We start from the raw sequence: 16,751 nt of genomic DNA, 5'->3' as shown, positions 1-16,751 counted from the left end.
TTTTGCAATCTTATAGGCGTAAAAAAACCCACAATCACTTGTGGGTTTCTTTCTATTGTTGCTTACGCTTCAACAGATACGTAGCGACGGCCAAATTGACCTTTCACTTCGAATTTTACTACGCCGTCAGCAGTAGCAAATAAAGTATGGTCACGGCCCATACCTACGTTTGCACCAGCGTGGAATTCTGTACCACGTTGACGAACGATGATGTTACCAGCAGTTACAGTTTGACCACCGTAAACTTTAACACCTAACATCTTAGGATTCGAATCACGACCGTTCTTAGTCGATCCACCGGCTTTTTTAGTTGCCATGTCTATTTACTCCTAGTGATTAGCCTGCAATACCAGTAATTTTCAACTCGGTAAACCATTGACGGTGACCTTGTTGCTTACGGTAGTGTTTACGACGACGCATTTTAACAATACGGATTTTGTCGTGACGACCATGACCAACCACTTCTGCAGTTACTTTAGCGCCAGCAACAACTGGAGCACCGATTTGAACGTTGTCACCGTTTACAACCATTAATACGTCATCAAACGTAATAGTTGCGCCAGTTTCAGCTTTCAATAATTCAACTTTAAGGGTTTCACCCTCAACAACACGGTGCTGTTTACCACCGCTTTGGATTACTGCGTACATAATGTACTCCAAACATGCCCGTGTCGTCGTGCCGATAAAGGGATATATCGATCTTAAAACGAACGCCACTGGGGGTTATTCAAGGGCAAGGATTTTAAGGGATATTCACACAAACAACAAGTCATTTGCGGCAATTATTGTATACGCGCATTGATTATTTAGTAAACACCTCTACTTGTCATGTTTTATACCCCTTGGTTAAGGGTAAATAGACAGATTGTATTGGCGCAAGCCGTTACGCTTGTTAGAATCAGGCGCAACTTAAGCAAATGCCAAATTTACCAATAAAGTTATTTACTTAGTTTTCAATTAGACTTAACAATTATACAATTGCCTAGCTATTGCATTCAGCGTGTTATTTTCGCAGACTGAGTTAATTTTCTTGGCTGTAACCAAAGTTACAATAGATTCCACTAAGTTTGTAATTCAATATTATTGAGGTTTCCTTTCACATGACCATCGACTTTAAGCAAGACATTCTCGCCCCTGTTGCTTCTGATTTTGCCGCGATGGATACATTTATTAATGAAGGAATTACCTCAAAAGTTGCCCTGGTCATGGCCGTTAGTAAACACGTGGTCGAAGCAGGCGGCAAACGCATGCGTCCAATTATGTGTCTGCTTGCAGCCAAAGCCTGTGGTGCAGAAGATTTGGAACGTCAACGTAAACTGGCGGCCATTATTGAAATGCTACATACCGCAACTTTGGTGCATGACGATGTTGTAGATGAGTCAGGTTTACGTCGTGGTCGCCCAACAGCCAATGCAACATGGAATAACCAGACTGCAGTTTTAGTGGGTGACTTCTTAATTTCCCGCTCGTTCGACTTATTGGTCGATTTAAATGACATGGTATTGCTGAAAGACTTTTCTACAGGTACCTGTGAAATTGCCGAAGGTGAAGTTTTACAACTACAGGCACAGCATCAACCAGACACCACTGAAAAAATTTATTTGGATATTATTCACGGTAAAACGTCACGTTTATTTGAACTGGCAACCGAAGGTGCTGCAATTTTAACTGGTACACCGCAATACCGTGAGCCTTTGCGTTTATTTGCAGGACACTTTGGTAATGCCTTCCAAATCATTGATGATATTTTGGATTACACCTCAGATGCTGAAACATTAGGTAAAAATATTGGCGATGATTTAATGGAAGGCAAACCGACTTTGCCTTTAATCTCTGCTTTACAAAATACAACAGGCGAACAACATCAAATTATTCGTCGCAGTATTGCCACAGGCGGCACAGCTGACCTAGATCAGGTCATTGCCATTGTGCAATCTTCAGGCGCTCTCGATTATTGCCGCCAGCGTGCTACAGAAGAAACCGAAGCGGCTATTGCTGCTTTAGAAGCACTGCCTGAGTCAGTCTATCGTCAGGCCTTAAAGAATTTAGCCTTGTTGGCTTTACACCGTATTCAATAATTTAAGCTGCTTATGCATATAAAACTCAACGATTTATTTAATAAAATGCAAGAACAGCTGGACACGCCCAAAGCTGTTCTTGATGAAAATCTCCTGATTGAGCTGGTCAATCGTATTCGTCCTCAAGACACCCAAAATTTAGAAGAAACCCATCAAAAGTTTCAGGCACTCTTGCATGCTTTATTGATCACTCCAAACGCAAGCTCGACCCTGCAACATTTTGTTTTACGTTTAATTAATCAGTACAAACAAACCAGTTTATATGCTGACACTGGCATTCTGTCTTTAGATGGCTTTTGGAATCAGCTGTTCCAGCGCTTAGGCGCACACTTTTTACCGCTAATTAATGATGAAAGCCAACTGCAAGATTTAGTGCGTCGGGTCTTTCCTCTGCGCAGCGACAAATATTGGTTAGACAATATTGATGATGCTGAATGGCAACAGTTATTCACCCTGCTTAATCGTGGGCATGGCGGGCAAACCCAGAAGCGTCTGATTCGCAGTGAAATTATTAAAGCCCTGACCGTATTGTCATATCGGGTCAGTGGCATTGGTTTATATCCTGAATTTATTAGTGCCTACCCTGAACTGAGTGAATACGACTCGCCTTTCTTGGCACAAAACCGTGAAATCAATGAGTTTATTCAGCAATATAAAACTGCAGATCTGCAACATGATCAAATGAGTGCCATCCAACCACCCGATGCCGCTCAAGCTTTGGTGATGATTGATCAATGTCATAATGTCAGTAGCAAAATTAGACGTGCCACCAAACGCACTGGAGTCAGTATTAGTCTGACCTATTTACTGTCCTTGCTGGAACAATGTCTGGAACGGATTGAACTGCTAATTAATTTGATTGTGGCACAAGACAAAGTTCGCCATATTTCAATGGGACAGTTATTGGTAGATGTTACCGCAGCACTGTATAGCGAGCGCAGTGTGCGTTCGCTCTTGGCAGAAAACAGTGAATTAATTGCCTTACAAGTCACGGAAAATGCCAGTAAAACAGGCGAGCATTATGTAAGTACCGACAAAGACGGCTTTTTGGGCATGTACAAAGCCGCAGCAGGTGCGGGGGTTTTAATTGCCGCTATGGCAACGCTCAAAACCCTCGCCTCTCGCTTAGTGCTGGCTCCAATGATGCAAGCCATCATAAACAGCATGATTTATTCATTTGGCTTTATGATTATTCATGTGTTGCACTTTACTGTTGCCACCAAACAGCCCGCGATGACTGCTGCGGCCTTGGCATCGACCGTTCAGCATCGTAAAGGTTCAAAGACCGCACAAATTGCCGAATTAGCCGCACTCATTATTAATATTATTCGCACACAGTTCATTGCTATTTTGGGTAATATGTCCATTGCCATTCCAATTGCAGCTTTAATTGCTTTTAGTTGGGATGCCGCATTGCATGAACCTTTAATGTCACATGCCAAAGCATCAGACACCTTACATGACTTAAACCCCTTTACCTCTTTAGCTGTTCCGCATGCAGCTATTGCGGGGGTATTTTTATTTTTGTCAGGTCTGATTGCTGGTTATTTTGACAACATGGCGGTGTATCGTAAAGTTGGGCCACGTTTAAAAGCCCACATCCACCTAAAAATGCTGCTCGGACAAGAACGCCTGAATAGCTTTGCGAATTATATTGAACGTAATTTAGGTGCATTGGCTGGTAATTTTTTATTCGGGATTATGCTCGGCAGTACTGCCACGCTCGGATATATTCTCGGTTTACCAATTGATATTCGCCATATTGCCTTTGCCTCTGCCAACTTTATTCAAGGTTTAATGAATGTGAATGGCTCACCTGAAATTGGCCTCATTATTGTGTCATTTTTAGGGGTACTACTGATTGGTTTAACCAACTTATTTGTGAGTTTTACTTTAACAATTATTGTGGCACTACGTGCACGTCGGGTACGTTTTGAACAATGGAAGCCTCTGGCAAAATTGGTGCTGACCCATTTTCTGACCCGTCCAAGTGATTTCTTTTGGCCCCCGAAACAACCTATTACAGTGGATGATGACAGCACATCAAACTCTGAACGAAATACTTAAAAAATGTACGGATTTCTGGCTTGCTCACAAATCAGGAAAAAAAGAAATCCTTCTCATTTCCATTGACTTGAAATAAAGTGTACTGATTAGTACACTTTAATCCATTCATCAACCGTGCTCAAATCGGTTAAACTTTCGGAGATTTCAGCATGCCTAAAAAACTGCTTTATCTCGGTAGTTTGCTATTTATTATCAGTGTGTTAGTACTCAATATTGCAAGCTTGCAACAGTTCGATTTTGCACTTGTAGAGTTTTTAAGTACACAACGCACCGCACATTTGAATCAATTGGCACAGCTACTTTCTGTATTGGGTGGCATGCCATTTGTATTATTTTTATCCAGCCTATGGTGTTTCTACTGGGCATGGTATAAAAAATACACAAAAATTGTTTTTATCAGTGTAGGACTGTTTGGAAGTATAGCGATTGCGTGGCTGCTCAAATCTGTAATTGCCCGCCCACGCCCGCCTGAAGCATTACATTTGGTAGAAAGTTATGGTGCAGCGTTTCCTAGTGCACATAGCTTTTATGCCGCAAGCTTAGGCTGTTTAGTCATTTACCTAAGTTTGCAACATCCAGCGCATAGAATTTTAACCGTATGTGCAGCGTTGTGGATGGTGCTGATGGGTATTTCCCGTGTATATTTGGGAGTGCACTATCCTTCAGATGTCCTCTCCGGTTGGAGCATAAGTTTTATTTGGATCACATTGTGGTATCTGTTTTGCACGAAATATCTGCAATGCAAACCAATACATAAGTTTAGATAAAAATCTAATTGAGGTGAAAAAATGATGTCTGCAAAGCTTTGGGCACCTGCCCTGACTGCTTGCGCATTAGCCACAAGTTTAGCGCTTGTGGGTTGTAGCAAAGATCCAAAAGATGCACAGCAAGCAGGTGCAGCCCAGCAAATGCCACCGACTGAGGTTGGCGTGCTTGTGGCACAACCACAAAGCGTTGAGCAGTCTGTTGAATTGTCTGGTCGTACCACTGCCTTTGAAATTTCAGAAGTTCGCCCACAAACCAGTGGCGTCGTTTTGAAACGCTTATTTACCGAAGGCAGTTATGTACGTGAAGGTCAGGCGCTTTATGAAATTGACGCACGTACCAATCGTGCTTCTTTAGACAGCGCACGTGCAGCTTTAACCCGCCAACAGGCACAATTAAATGTGCTACGGGTAAAAGAAGGTCGTTATCGTCAATTGGTGGGCAGCAACGCCATTTCCAAACAAGAATATGACGATATTGTGGCTCAAGTAAAACTTGCCGAAGCGGACGTTGCAGCAACTCAGGCAGAAGTGCGCAATGCTGAAATTAACTTAGGCTATTCAACTGTACGTGCACCTATTTCTGGGCAAACGAACCGTTCTACTGTGACGGCTGGTGCTTTAGTCACTGCCAGTCAAGCTGAGCCATTGGTTACCATTCAGCGTTTAGACCCAATTTATGTAGACATCAATCAGTCTAGTGCTGAACTGTTACGTTTACGTCAGCAACTCAGTCAGGGTAGCCTTAACAGCAGCAACAACACTAAAGTTAAATTAAAACTTGAAGATGGTAGCTATTACCCGATTGAAGGCCGTTTAGCATTCTCTGATGCCAGTGTGAATCCTGAAACAGGTACTGTGACCTTACGTGCGGTTTTCCCAAATGCCAACCACTTATTATTGCCAGGTATGTTCGCCACCGCACAAATTGTGCAAGGTGTTATTCCTAATGCGATTTTAATTCCACAAGCTGCACTTAGCCGCACCCCAACAGGTCAGGCGATGGTGATGCTCGTGAATGCAAAAGGAGTGGTTGAGCCTCGTCCTGTGACTACTGTAGGCTCACAAGGCAACAACTGGATTGTGACTGAAGGTTTGCAAACTGGCGATAAAGTCATTGTTGAAGGGATTGCCAAAGTAAAACCTGAACAGCAAGTTGTGGCTAAACCGTATCAACCTCAAGGCGCTGCCCCGCAAGGTGCACCTGCTGCACCAGCAAAATCAGATGATGCAAAACAAGCACCAGCATCAGAAGCTCAAGCGACTGAACAAAAAGCTACTTCAAATGCATAAGGGGTAGACTTCAATGGCACACTTTTTTATTCATCGCCCCATTTTTGCGTGGGTGATTTCATTGGTGATCATGCTGGCGGGGATTATTACCCTCACCAACATGCCAATTGCCCAATATCCGACCATTGCACCGCCAACGGTCACCATTGCTGCGACTTATCCGGGTGCATCTGCTGAAACTGTTGAAAATACAGTGACTCAAATTATTGAGCAGCAAATGAATGGTTTAGATGGTCTGCGCTACATTTCATCGAACAGTGCGGGGAATGGTTCTGCATCAATCACCTTGAACTTTGAGCAAGGGATTGACCCTGATATTGCACAGGTTCAAGTACAGAACAAGCTACAATCTGCAACGGCTTTATTACCAGATGACGTACAACGTCAAGGGGTGAAAGTCACCAAATCAGGTGCAAGCTTCTTACAGGTTTTAGCCTTCTATTCGCCAGATGAAAGCCTTTCTGCAGATGACATTAAAGACTATGTCAACTCCAACATTTCTGAACCGCTTAGCCGTGTTGCAGGTGTGGGTGAAGTACAAGTATTTGGTGGCTCATACGCCATGCGTATTTGGATGGATCCAGCCAAAATGGCAAGCTTGCAAGTTACACCAAGTGATATTGCACAAGCCATTCGTACCCAAAACGCTCAGGTAGCTGTAGGTCAATTGGGTGGTGCACCATCTGTTCAAGGTCAGGCGTTGAACGCAACGGTTACTGCACAAAGCTTGCTACAAACACCTGAGCAATTTAGCAATATTTTCCTCAAAAATACCGCTTCAGGTGCTCAAGTTCGCTTGGGTGATGTAGCACGTATTGAACTTGGTGCAGACAACTATCAGTTTATTTCTAAATACAACGGTAAACCTGCTGGTGGTGTGGCAATTAAATTGTCTACTGGTGCCAACGCGCTAGATACCGCTGCTGCTGTAGAAGAACGCTTAAAACAATTACGTCCAAACTACCCTGCGGGTTTAAAGGATGAATTGGCGTTTGATACCACGCCATTTATTGAACTTTCAATCAAGAGTGTGGTTAAAACGCTGATTGAAGCAATCATCTTGGTATTTATTGTGATGTTCCTGTTCTTACAGAACTGGCGCGCCACCATTATTCCAACCATGGCTGTGCCTGTGGTGGTTCTCGGTACTTTTGCCGTGATCAATATGTTTGGTTTCTCCATCAACACCCTCACCATGTTTGCCATGGTACTCGCCATCGGTCTTCTGGTCGATGATGCGATTGTTGTAGTGGAAAACGTAGAACGTGTCATGGTGGAAGAACATCTTGATCCTGTGGCTGCGACTGAAAAGTCCATGAAACAGATTTCAGGTGCACTGGTCGGGATTACCTCAGTACTGTCTGCGGTGTTCATTCCAATGGCATTCTTTGGTGGAACAACAGGGGTTATTTATCGTCAATTCTCAATCACCCTTGTGACTGCCATGGTGCTGTCACTGGTTGTTGCCTTGACCTTTACCCCTGCCCTGTGTGCCACCATTCTCAAACAGCATGATCCAAACAAACCTGAAAGCAACGGCGTATTTGCCCGTTTCTTCCGTTGGTTTAACCGCAGCTTTGACAAGATTTCAGTCAAATATCAAGGCGGTGTAGACCGCATGACCCACAGCAAAATTTTCTCAGGAATTTTATATGCGGTGGTGTTGGGTATTATTGTGCTGTTGTTCCAGAAACTTCCATCATCGTTCTTACCTGATGAAGATCAGGGCGTGGTGATGACACTGGTGCAACTCCCACCAAATGCGACTTTAGAACGTACTGATGCCACCATGACCAGCATGACTAACTTCTTCAGAGAAAATGAAAAAGAGCATGTGCAGTCAGTGTTTAGTGTTTCTGGTTTCTCGTTCTCGGGTGTTGGTCAGAACGCTGGTATGGCATTCATCAAGTTGAAAGACTGGAGCGAACGTACAAGTCCAGAATCACAAGTGGGTGCCATTATTCAACGTGGTATGGCGCTGAACATGATTGTGAAAGATGCGACCTACATCATGCCATTACAGCTGCCAGCAATGCCTGAATTGGGTGTGAGTGCAGGCTTTAACTTGCAGCTGAAAGATGCTGCAGGTAATGGTCACGAAAAACTCACCATGGCACGTAACATTGTCTTGGGTGAAGCAGCCAAAGACCCTCGCTTAATGGGCGTACGTCCAAATGGTCAGGAAGATACACCACAGTACCGTATTCTGATTGATCAGGCGCAAGCAGGTGCGGCAGGTGTCAGCATTGCTGAAATCAACAGCACCATGGGCATGGCATGGGGTGGTTCGTACATCAACGACTTTATTGACCGTGGTCGTGTGAAAAAAGTTTATGTTCAAGCTGAATCAGACTCACGCATGATGCCTGAAGACCTAAACAAGTGGTATGTGCGCAATAACCGTGGTGAAATGGTACCGTTCTCTGCCTTTGCAACAGGTGAGTGGACTTATGGTTCGCCGCGCTTAGAACGCTATAACGGCGTATCTGCCAAGAACATTCAGGGTGCACCTGCTCCGGGCGTCAGCTCAGGTGAAGCAATGCAAGCCATGGAAGAAATTGTCGCTAAATTACCGTCTATGGGCTTAAATGGCTTTGACTATGAATGGACAGGCCTATCGCTAGAAGAACGTGAATCGGGCGACCAAGCACCGTTCTTGTATGCGTTGTCTTTACTGATTGTATTCCTGTGTTTGGCAGCCTTGTATGAAAGCTGGTCTATTCCATTCTCAGTACTCTTGGTCGTACCGTTAGGGATTGTCGGGGCATTATTGCTCACCTTTGGGGGCATGATCTTGTTCAAGAACCCGAACCTATCCAATAACATTTACTTCCAAGTGGCAATTATTGCTGTGATTGGTTTGTCTGCGAAAAACGCCATTTTGATTGTAGAATTTGCCAAAGAGCTACAAGAAAAAGGTGAAGACCTATTTGAAGCCACTTTGCATGCTGCAAAAATGCGTTTACGTCCAATTATTATGACCACCCTTGCCTTCGGTTTTGGTGTATTGCCACTTGCTCTTTCATCTGGTGCAGGTGCAGGTAGCCAACATTCAGTCGGTTATGGAGTCTTGGGCGGTGTAATTAGCTCAACCTTGTTAGGGATCTTCTTTATTCCAGTGTTCTACGTTTGGATCAGAAGTATCTTTAAATACAAACCAAAACAACAAAATCAACAGGAGCATGTATCGTGATGCAAAACTTATGGTCTCTTACAGGCCGTGGCATTGCGGTTTCTGCCCTTGCGCTTGCTTTGACAGCCTGTCAAAGCATGCGTGGGCCAGAGCCCGTCGCTCAGGCGAGTATTCCGAGCAGCTATACTGCAACAGCAACGGGTACATCGGTTGCCGAACAAGGCTATAAAGATTTCTTTGCCGACCAGCGCTTATTGCAAGTGCTAGATATGGCACTGAACAATAACCGTGATTTGCGCACTGCAACCCTGAACATTCAGCGTGCGCAGCAAGCTTATCAAATTACTGAAAACAACCAGTTGCCTACCATTGGTGCTAGCGGTAGTGTATTGCGCCAAGATCAGGGCGGCGGTGCACAAACACGCTATGATGTACGTTTAGGTGTTACTGCCTACGAGCTAGATTTTTGGGGTCGTGTACGCAGCCTAAAAGATAATGCCTTAGATAACTTCTTGGCAACTCAAAGCTCACGTGATGCCACGCAAATTGCCCTGATTGGTCAGGTTGCACAAGCATGGCTGAACTACTCTTTTGCCAATGCCAATTTAAAACTGGCAGATCAGACGTTAAAAACGCAGCTTGAATCTTACAATCTGAACAAAAAGCGTTTTGATGTTGGTATTGATAGCGAGCTGCCTGTGCGTCAGGCGCAAATTTCTGTAGAAACGGCACGTAATGATGTTGCTAACTACAAAACCCAAGTTGCCCAAGCACAAAACTTGTTGAACTTGCTGGTGGGTGAACCTGTTCCAAACACTTTGCTACCTGCACAGCGTGTTACCCGCATTACGAAAAACAATGCAATGGGTGCAGGCTTACCAAGTGACTTGCTGACCAACCGTCCCGACATCCGTACTGCCGAGTACCGATTGTCTGCTGCAGGAGCTAACATTGGTGCAGCCAAAGCACGTTTATTCCCAAGTATCAGCCTAACAGGCAATGCTGGATATGCGTCGACAGATTTAAGCGATTTGTTTAAATCGGGCAGCTTTGTGTGGGCTGTTGGCCCAAGTTTAGACCTGCCAATTTTTGATTGGGGCACACGCCAAGCCAACATCAAAATTTCAGAAACGGATCAGCAAATTGCTTTGGCAGATTATGAAAAGTCAATTCAGTCTGCATTCCGTGAAGTGAATGATGCCTTGGCAGTTCGTCAAAATATTGGGGATCGTTTAGCTGCTCAAAAACGCTTGGTTGAAGCAACCAACACGACTTATAAGCTTTCTAATGCACGTTTCCGTGCAGGGATTGACAGCTACCTAACCGTGTTAGACGCTCAACGTACTGCTTATGCCGCAGAGCAAGGTTTGTTGCTACTTGAGCAAGCCAATCTGAACAATCAGGTCGAGTTGTACAAATCTTTAGGTGGCGGTGTAAAAGCCAATACTTCAGATGCGACTTTACAACCTACATCATCGGCTGAGCATAAAGCGCAGTAATTTAGCACAGCAAGACATAATTAGATGGTGGCTCTACACCATCTATAAAGACCTAAATCAGCTCACTTCGGTGGGCTTTTTTATTGCTTTTTTGAGGTACATTCCATATCTTCAGTAGATTCGTTTATATTCACTCAAAAAATTATGTTACTCAGTAATCTTGAATCTGTTCCGGGGCATCGAATTTACCGCCAAATTGATGTGGTATATGGCAGCACTGTGCGCAGTAAACACGTTGGGCGTGACTTATTGGCTGGACTCAAAAATATTGTGGGCGGCGAATTAACCGCATATACCGAACTTTTAGAAGAGTCCCGTCAAGAAGCCATGAACCGTATGATTGAAAAAGCACGTGGTTTAGGTGCAAATGCCATCGTCGGAATACGTTTTTCTACATCCAATATTGCGCAAGGTGCTTCGGAACTGTTCGTTTACGGCACTGCGGTTGTAGTTGAAGCTGACATCCCTAAACTTCCAGACCCTTTCCCTGTGCAAAATTAAGGCTGAGTTGATTTGATGGGGATAACACCACATGGATAATTTGATTCTACAAATTATTGTCTTTGCTGTTTTGTTTGCTGTTGGTTTTGGCTTTGGTCGACATAATGAGCGCAAACATTTCAAATATTTGGCAGAGCAAGAACAGCGCTTAAGCTATATTCGGGTAGACAACAGCCGTTTTCAAACCAGCACACAGACTGGGCAATTAGTACACAGTAATGTGGTGATTTCACATGATTATTTTAAGTTTGTGATTGCCAACATCCAGAATTTTTTTGGTGGTCGTTTAACCAGTTATGAAAGCATTGTTGAGCGTGCACGTCGTGAAGCAGTGGTGCGCTTAAAACTTGAAGCTGAAAAAGTAGGTGCAACTCAAATTATGGGACTGCGTTTAAGTACCACAGAATTAGGGATGCAAGGCGGCATGGTCGAAGTCTTTGCTTATGGCACGGCGATTCATTCTTCCACCACACTTCCTCATGCACACTAAAATGAAAACAGTATCATCATCTAGATGATGATACTGAGAGCCTTTAACTCACTTGACCTTAGTCTTACGTATCATTTTATATAAAGCGCTTGGTGATAATCGAGACACCAATACACCCAGCTTTTCTTTAGCACCACCCACTACAATATATTCTTCCCCTGCCATCAAGGCTTTTACTGTGGTTTTGGCAAATTCATCTGCATCTAAACCATTTTCAATGGCTTCATCTTGATGCCCTTGTGGCTTGCCTTCACCATTAAGCGCATTAAAAGATACATTGGTGTTCACAAAGCCTGGGAAAATCACCGAGACCTGTACCCCCTGCTCTGCCACTTCGGCACGTAAACTGTTGGCCCACATGTGAATGGCACTTTTCGCTGCTGAATAGGAAGCACGATATTGAGTACCTAATAATGCCGCAACACTAGATACAAAAATAATGCGCCCGTGTTTTTGCTGTAAAAAGGTCGGCAAGACTGTTTTGGTCAGAAATACTTGTGAAAAATAATCGACTTCCATAATGGTGCGTTCGGTTTGCATGGTGGTATCTGCAATTAAGGCACGCTGACTTAAACCTGCGTTATTAATTAACCAATCAATCCGCCCTTTACGTGCCAAAACTTGCTCATAAGCATGCAAAACCTGACTTTCATTGGTGATGTCTGCACAGACTGAAAGATGGCGTTCAGGGTTTAATAAACTCACACGTACTTTTTCCAACTCTTCATAACGGCGTGCTGTTAAAATAACTTGCGCACCCTGTAAAGCACATTCTTTGGCCAGTGCCTTACCAATTCCTGAAGATGCGCCTGTAATCCACACCACTTTATGTTCTAAATTTTCTCGTTTTGCCATAACCGTTTGTCCGCGTTATTGAAGAATCTAAGTCATTAAAATTTAAGCTTTCAGCTGTGCAGGATGCTGTAAAAAACCAAGAAAATGGTTCAAATAAATTTCTGCACTTTCTAAATCAAATTGCTTACCCATTTTTTCCAGACGTTTATAGCCCAGTTGCGTGGTTAACTGAATCACACCGTTTAAGGTTTTATCGACCACCAAATTAAATTTCAGCATTTTTTTCGGATCACGAATTAAACAGCTTACGCCTTGATCAATAATTTGAACAAATCCTTTAAAGGCAGGGTCAATATAGGCACTGTTGCCCTGCTTAATCTGCTCAATATTACCTAAAGTTTCTTTGATTAAAATGCTATCTACAGGATAGGTTAAAACTGCCTGACCTGCCTGTTGATCCATCATCTCGGCCAAATAATTAACCATAGGCGTTAAGCGTTCATTGCCAAAAAATGAAACCGACCACGGCATATATTTTTGCATGGTATCGGTTACCTGTTGAATGGTTTTTTCAGACTCATTGTCTAGCGCATGTTTAGAGCGTGACATTTCACCAAACAACTGCTCAATCACTTCACAGGAAATTTCGGTTAAGACTGCTCCTAAAGGTTTGGCCAAACTTTCGGTTTCACTGCATTGAACTGTTGATGCAATTGTTGAAATTTTTGATAGGTTTCTGGTTTTAATTTTAATGCTACAGCATAAGTCATAACTGAACTTGCCTATTTTGACCGTATTGATGTGTTGTCATCTATTTTAAAACTCCTTGCTTAACCTCAGTTTAAAACCGAGTGATATACAATGAGCATCTTCAAGTTTTTATCATCCTTATTGCTCATCATACGATGAGTTTGCCTAACTGCCAATTGCAAGAAGTTTGGCGATGCTGAATCTCGCTTAGCTGGCAATTTTTTTGCTACAATAGATGCAATTTTTTATTCACTTTTAACCTGTTCTTACTATGACTGATTCAGCGCAAAATATTGCTACAACCTACGATCCAACCGAGATCGAGAAAAAATGGTACAAGACTTGGGAAGACAACGGCTATTTCAAGCCGTCTGAAAAGGGTGAATCATTCTGTATCATGATTCCGCCGCCAAACGTCACTGGTAGCTTGCACATGGGTCATGGTTTTAACAATGCCATTATGGATGCCCTAACTCGTTTTAACCGTATGTCGGGTAAAAATACCTTATGGCAACCAGGTACAGACCACGCAGGTATTGCCACGCAAATGGTGGTTGAGCGTCAATTGGGTGCACAGAATATCAGCCGCCACGACTTAGGCCGTGAAAAGTTCATTGAAAAAGTTTGGGAATGGAAAGAACAATCTGGCGGTAACATTACCCGTCAAATCCGTCGTTTAGGTTCATCGGTAGACTGGTCGCGTGAACGCTTTACGATGGATGATGGTTTATCCAATGCCGTGAAAGAAGTGTTTGTGAAACTACACGAACAAGGCTTGATTTACCGTGGTAAACGCTTGGTGAACTGGGATCCAAAATTACAAACTGCGCTTTCTGACTTAGAAGTTGAATCAGATAAAGAAGAAGCAGGTTCACTGTGGCACTTCAAATATTTCTTTGAAGATAAGTCGCTTCGTACGCACGATGGCAAAGATCACATCGTAGTGGCAACGACACGCCCTGAAACATTGCTTGGCGATACAGCAGTTGCTGTTGCGCTAGATGATGAACGTTATGCACACTTGGTAGGTCAAAACATCATCCTGCCTATTACAGGTCGTGCCGTTCCAATCGTTAAAGACGAATATGTAGATAAAGAATTTGGTACTGGCTGTGTAAAAATCACCCCTGCACACGACTTCAATGACTATGAAGTAGGTAAACGCTGTGAATTGCCAATCATCAACATCTTCAATAAAAATGCTGAAGTATTGGCTGAGTTTGAATACATCGCCAAAGCGGGCGAGCAAATTTCTAAAACCATTGCTGCACCTGCAGACTACATTGGTTTAGAGCGTTTTGAAGCACGTAAAAAGTTAGTTGAACAAGCAGAAGCTGAAGGCTGGTTAGATCAAATTCAACCATACACGCTTAAGCCACCTCGCGGTGACCGTTCAGGTGTGATTGTTGAGCCATTATTGACAGACCAATGGTATGTGAAGATCGCTCCTCTTGCACAACCTGCGATTGAAGCAGTGCAAGATGGTCGTATCAAGTTCGTACCTGAGCAATACAGCAACATGTACATGGCGTGGATGAACAACATTCAAGACTGGTGTATCTCACGTCAATTGTGGTGGGGTCACCGTATTCCTGCTTGGTACGATGCGCAAGGCAATGTATTTGTTGGCCGTGACGAAGCTGAAGTTCGTGCGAAAAACAACATCCCTGCCGATGTTGAATTGAACCAAGATGAAGACGTACTCGATACATGGTTCTCATCGGGACTTTGGACATTCTCCACTTTAGGTTGGACTGGTGACGAAGCGAAGGATAAAGAAAACTATTTCTTAAATACCTTCCACCCGACTGATGTATTGGTGACTGGTTTTGACATCATTTTCTTCTGGGTGGCGCGCATGATCATGATGACCATGCACTTCATGAAAAACGAAGATGGCACACCACAAGTACCGTTCAAAACTGTGTATGTACACGGTTTGGTACGTGACAGTGAAGGTCAGAAGATGTCTAAATCGAAGGGGAACGTGCTTGACCCACTCGACCTGATTGACGGTGTAGATCTTGAAACTTTAGTACAAAAGCGTACGACGGGATTGATGAACCCGAAACAAGCAGCGAAGATTGAAAAATCAACCCGTAAAGAATTCCCTGAAGGTATTCAAGCATACGGTACAGATGCAGTTCGTTTTACTTTCTGTGCACTTGCAAACACAGGCCGTGACATTAAGTTCGACATGAAACGTGTTGAAGGTTATCGTAACTTTGCCAACAAAATCTGGAATGCAACCCGTTTTGTATTAATGAATGTTGAAGGTCAAACTGTAGGCCAAGAAGTACGTCAAGACCTTTGGGAGTTGCCTGAGCAGTGGATTGTCAGCCGTTTACAAAAGGCAGAACAGGCTGTTCACCAAGCGTTTGCAACCTACCGTTTAGACTTGGCTGCGCAAGCAATTTATGACTTTATTTGGAATGAATACTGCGACTGGTATGTAGAGCTGACTAAACCTGTTCTGAATGACGAAAATGTTTCAGAAGCGCGTAAAGCCGAAGTTCGCCGTGTATTACTTGCAGTGATGGAAGCATCTTTACGTCTTGCACACCCAATCATGCCGTACTTGACTGAAGAAATTTGGCAAACACTTGCACCAATGATTGGCTTGGGTGGTGAAACCATCATGCTTGCGCAATACCCTGTTGCTGAGCAAGCGCTCATCAATGATCAAGCTGAAGCAGATATGCAATGGTTACAAGGTTTGATTGGTGCGGTGCGTAACATTCGTGGTGAAATGGGTCTAGGTAATGCACGTTTGTTGCCTGTTCTGCTTCAAAACACAACTGATGCTGAAAAAGCACAGATCGCACGCATTGAACCATTGTTTAAAGCATTGGCAAAAGTTGAGAGCATTACATTCTTGGCAGATGGCGAACAACCACCATTGTCTTCATCTTCTGTCGTTGGTCACGTATCTGTATTCGTTCCAATGAAGGGCTTAATTGACCCTAAAGCGGAATTGGGTCGTCTACAAAAAGATTTAGACAAGGTTCAAAAACAGCATGCCCAAATTGCAACTAAACTTGCGAATGAAGGTTTTGTGGCGAAAGCCCCTGCTGCTGTGGTTGAAGGCGAGAAAGTGAAACTTGCTGAATTTGCTGACCAGTTAGCGAAGATTAAAGCGAATATGGAGCAAATTGCGGCGCTTTAATTTATTGCTAAAATATTAAAAATAAAGCTAAAATCCTCTCATAATTGAGGGGATTTTTTTCATGTCTGTATTAGAATCTATAACGCAAAATAGAAGAATTTTAAAGTTTGTTGATAAATCTATTTTAGATTTATCAACGGCTTTGTTGCATAAATATGTAAGCATCTGATTTAAATAAATTTAATTTTGGATCAAAAAATAATCAAAACTTTTAA

The 16,751-nt window shown here is 43.3% G+C and carries 12 protein-coding genes and 1 pseudogene; 9 read left to right on the top strand and 4 right to left on the bottom strand.

What is annotated here, in order from left to right; all coding sequences use genetic code 11:
• Window positions 1-62: 62 nt before the first annotated feature.
• Entirely contained in the window at window positions 63-317 is a 255-nt protein-coding gene (rpmA, locus tag HHA41_RS05460) for a 50S ribosomal protein L27 (protein WP_004760935.1), read from the bottom strand.
• 19 nt (window positions 318-336) lie between these two features.
• Window positions 337-648: a 50S ribosomal protein L21 gene (gene rplU / locus HHA41_RS05455; RefSeq protein WP_004972275.1), complete on the bottom strand. Its 312-nt coding sequence runs from the start codon at window positions 646-648 to the stop codon at window positions 337-339.
• 452 nt (window positions 649-1,100) lie between these two features.
• Here rplU and sdsA point away from each other — a divergent pair, with 452 nt between their 5' ends.
• The 8 genes from sdsA to HHA41_RS05415 all read left to right on the top strand — a co-directional run bounded on the left by sdsA (window position 1,101) and on the right by HHA41_RS05415 (window position 11,825).
• Window positions 1,101-2,078 (top strand): All-trans-nonaprenyl-diphosphate synthase, encoded by a 978-nt coding sequence (sdsA, locus tag HHA41_RS05450; RefSeq protein WP_168460880.1) that lies wholly within the window; start codon window positions 1,101-1,103, stop codon window positions 2,076-2,078.
• Window positions 2,079-2,090: 12 nt separating this feature from the next.
• The gene (locus HHA41_RS05445) at window positions 2,091-4,145 is read left to right on the top strand and encodes a site-specific recombinase (RefSeq protein WP_168418002.1); all 2,055 of its coding nucleotides are present in this window, start codon (window positions 2,091-2,093) and stop codon (window positions 4,143-4,145) included.
• A 149-nt stretch (window positions 4,146-4,294) separates the two neighbouring features.
• Complete coding sequence (locus HHA41_RS05440) at window positions 4,295-4,912, top strand: phosphatase PAP2 family protein (protein WP_168460878.1); 618 nt, start codon at window positions 4,295-4,297, stop codon at window positions 4,910-4,912.
• A 21-nt stretch (window positions 4,913-4,933) separates the two neighbouring features.
• On the top strand, window positions 4,934-6,202 hold the full coding sequence (locus HHA41_RS05435) for an efflux RND transporter periplasmic adaptor subunit (protein ID WP_168460876.1): 1,269 nt from the start codon (window positions 4,934-4,936) through the stop codon (window positions 6,200-6,202).
• A gap of 13 nt (window positions 6,203-6,215) precedes the next feature.
• On the top strand, window positions 6,216-9,395 hold the full coding sequence (locus tag HHA41_RS05430) for an efflux RND transporter permease subunit (RefSeq protein WP_168460874.1): 3,180 nt from the start codon (window positions 6,216-6,218) through the stop codon (window positions 9,393-9,395).
• Window positions 9,395-10,834 carry a multidrug efflux RND transporter AdeIJK outer membrane channel subunit AdeK gene (gene adeK, locus HHA41_RS05425; protein WP_168460922.1) on the top strand — a complete coding sequence of 480 codons (1,440 nt, stop codon included), beginning with the start codon at window positions 9,395-9,397 and terminating at the stop codon, window positions 10,832-10,834. Before HHA41_RS05430 ends, adeK begins: the two co-directional genes overlap by 1 nt.
• 144 nt (window positions 10,835-10,978) lie before the next feature.
• On the top strand, window positions 10,979-11,335 hold the full coding sequence (locus HHA41_RS05420; protein ID WP_168460872.1) for a YbjQ family protein: 357 nt from the start codon (window positions 10,979-10,981) through the stop codon (window positions 11,333-11,335).
• A 31-nt stretch (window positions 11,336-11,366) separates the two neighbouring features.
• Window positions 11,367-11,825, top strand: coding sequence for a heavy metal-binding domain-containing protein (locus HHA41_RS05415; RefSeq protein ID WP_168460871.1), 459 nt, complete (start codon window positions 11,367-11,369; stop codon window positions 11,823-11,825).
• A gap of 48 nt (window positions 11,826-11,873) precedes the next feature.
• Here the strand turns inward: HHA41_RS05415 and HHA41_RS05410 are convergent, their stop codons facing one another.
• Entirely contained in the window at window positions 11,874-12,680 is an 807-nt protein-coding gene (locus HHA41_RS05410; protein WP_168417996.1) for an SDR family NAD(P)-dependent oxidoreductase, read from the bottom strand.
• Window positions 12,681-12,722: 42 nt separating this feature from the next.
• Window positions 12,723-13,390, bottom strand: a pseudogene (locus HHA41_RS05405) (hypothetical protein).
• A 251-nt stretch (window positions 13,391-13,641) separates the two neighbouring features.
• On the opposite strand from HHA41_RS05405, the gene HHA41_RS05400 reads away from it, so the two are divergent.
• Window positions 13,642-16,536: a valine--tRNA ligase gene (locus HHA41_RS05400; protein WP_168460870.1), complete on the top strand. Its 2,895-nt coding sequence runs from the start codon at window positions 13,642-13,644 to the stop codon at window positions 16,534-16,536.
• The last annotated feature ends 215 nt before the right edge of the window (window positions 16,537-16,751 follow it).

It is taken from the genome of Acinetobacter sp. A1 (assembly GCF_012371315.1).
In the GTDB taxonomy this organism is placed as follows: Bacteria; Pseudomonadota; Gammaproteobacteria; order Pseudomonadales; family Moraxellaceae; genus Acinetobacter.
Note: the sequence above shows the minus strand (reverse complement) of the source record. Positions and strands in the feature narration are given on the sequence as shown.

What these genes read in the sequence shown, in the direction of transcription:
- rpmA (WP_004760935.1), bottom strand. Translation starts at nt 317, where the DNA reads ATGGCAACTAAAAAAGCCGGTGGATCGACTAAGAACGGTCGTGATTCG.
- rplU (WP_004972275.1), bottom strand. Translation starts at nt 648, where the DNA reads ATGTACGCAGTAATCCAAAGCGGTGGTAAACAGCACCGTGTTGTTGAG.
- sdsA (WP_168460880.1), top strand. Translation starts at nt 1,101, where the DNA reads ATGACCATCGACTTTAAGCAAGACATTCTCGCCCCTGTTGCTTCTGAT.
- HHA41_RS05445 (WP_168418002.1), top strand. Translation starts at nt 2,091, where the DNA reads ATGCATATAAAACTCAACGATTTATTTAATAAAATGCAAGAACAGCTG.
- HHA41_RS05440 (WP_168460878.1), top strand. Translation starts at nt 4,295, where the DNA reads ATGCCTAAAAAACTGCTTTATCTCGGTAGTTTGCTATTTATTATCAGT.
- HHA41_RS05435 (WP_168460876.1), top strand. Translation starts at nt 4,934, where the DNA reads ATGATGTCTGCAAAGCTTTGGGCACCTGCCCTGACTGCTTGCGCATTA.
- HHA41_RS05430 (WP_168460874.1), top strand. Translation starts at nt 6,216, where the DNA reads ATGGCACACTTTTTTATTCATCGCCCCATTTTTGCGTGGGTGATTTCA.
- adeK (WP_168460922.1), top strand. Translation starts at nt 9,395, where the DNA reads ATGCAAAACTTATGGTCTCTTACAGGCCGTGGCATTGCGGTTTCTGCC.
- HHA41_RS05420 (WP_168460872.1), top strand. Translation starts at nt 10,979, where the DNA reads ATGTTACTCAGTAATCTTGAATCTGTTCCGGGGCATCGAATTTACCGC.
- HHA41_RS05415 (WP_168460871.1), top strand. Translation starts at nt 11,367, where the DNA reads ATGGATAATTTGATTCTACAAATTATTGTCTTTGCTGTTTTGTTTGCT.
- HHA41_RS05410 (WP_168417996.1), bottom strand. Translation starts at nt 12,680, where the DNA reads ATGGCAAAACGAGAAAATTTAGAACATAAAGTGGTGTGGATTACAGGC.
- HHA41_RS05400 (WP_168460870.1), top strand. Translation starts at nt 13,642, where the DNA reads ATGACTGATTCAGCGCAAAATATTGCTACAACCTACGATCCAACCGAG.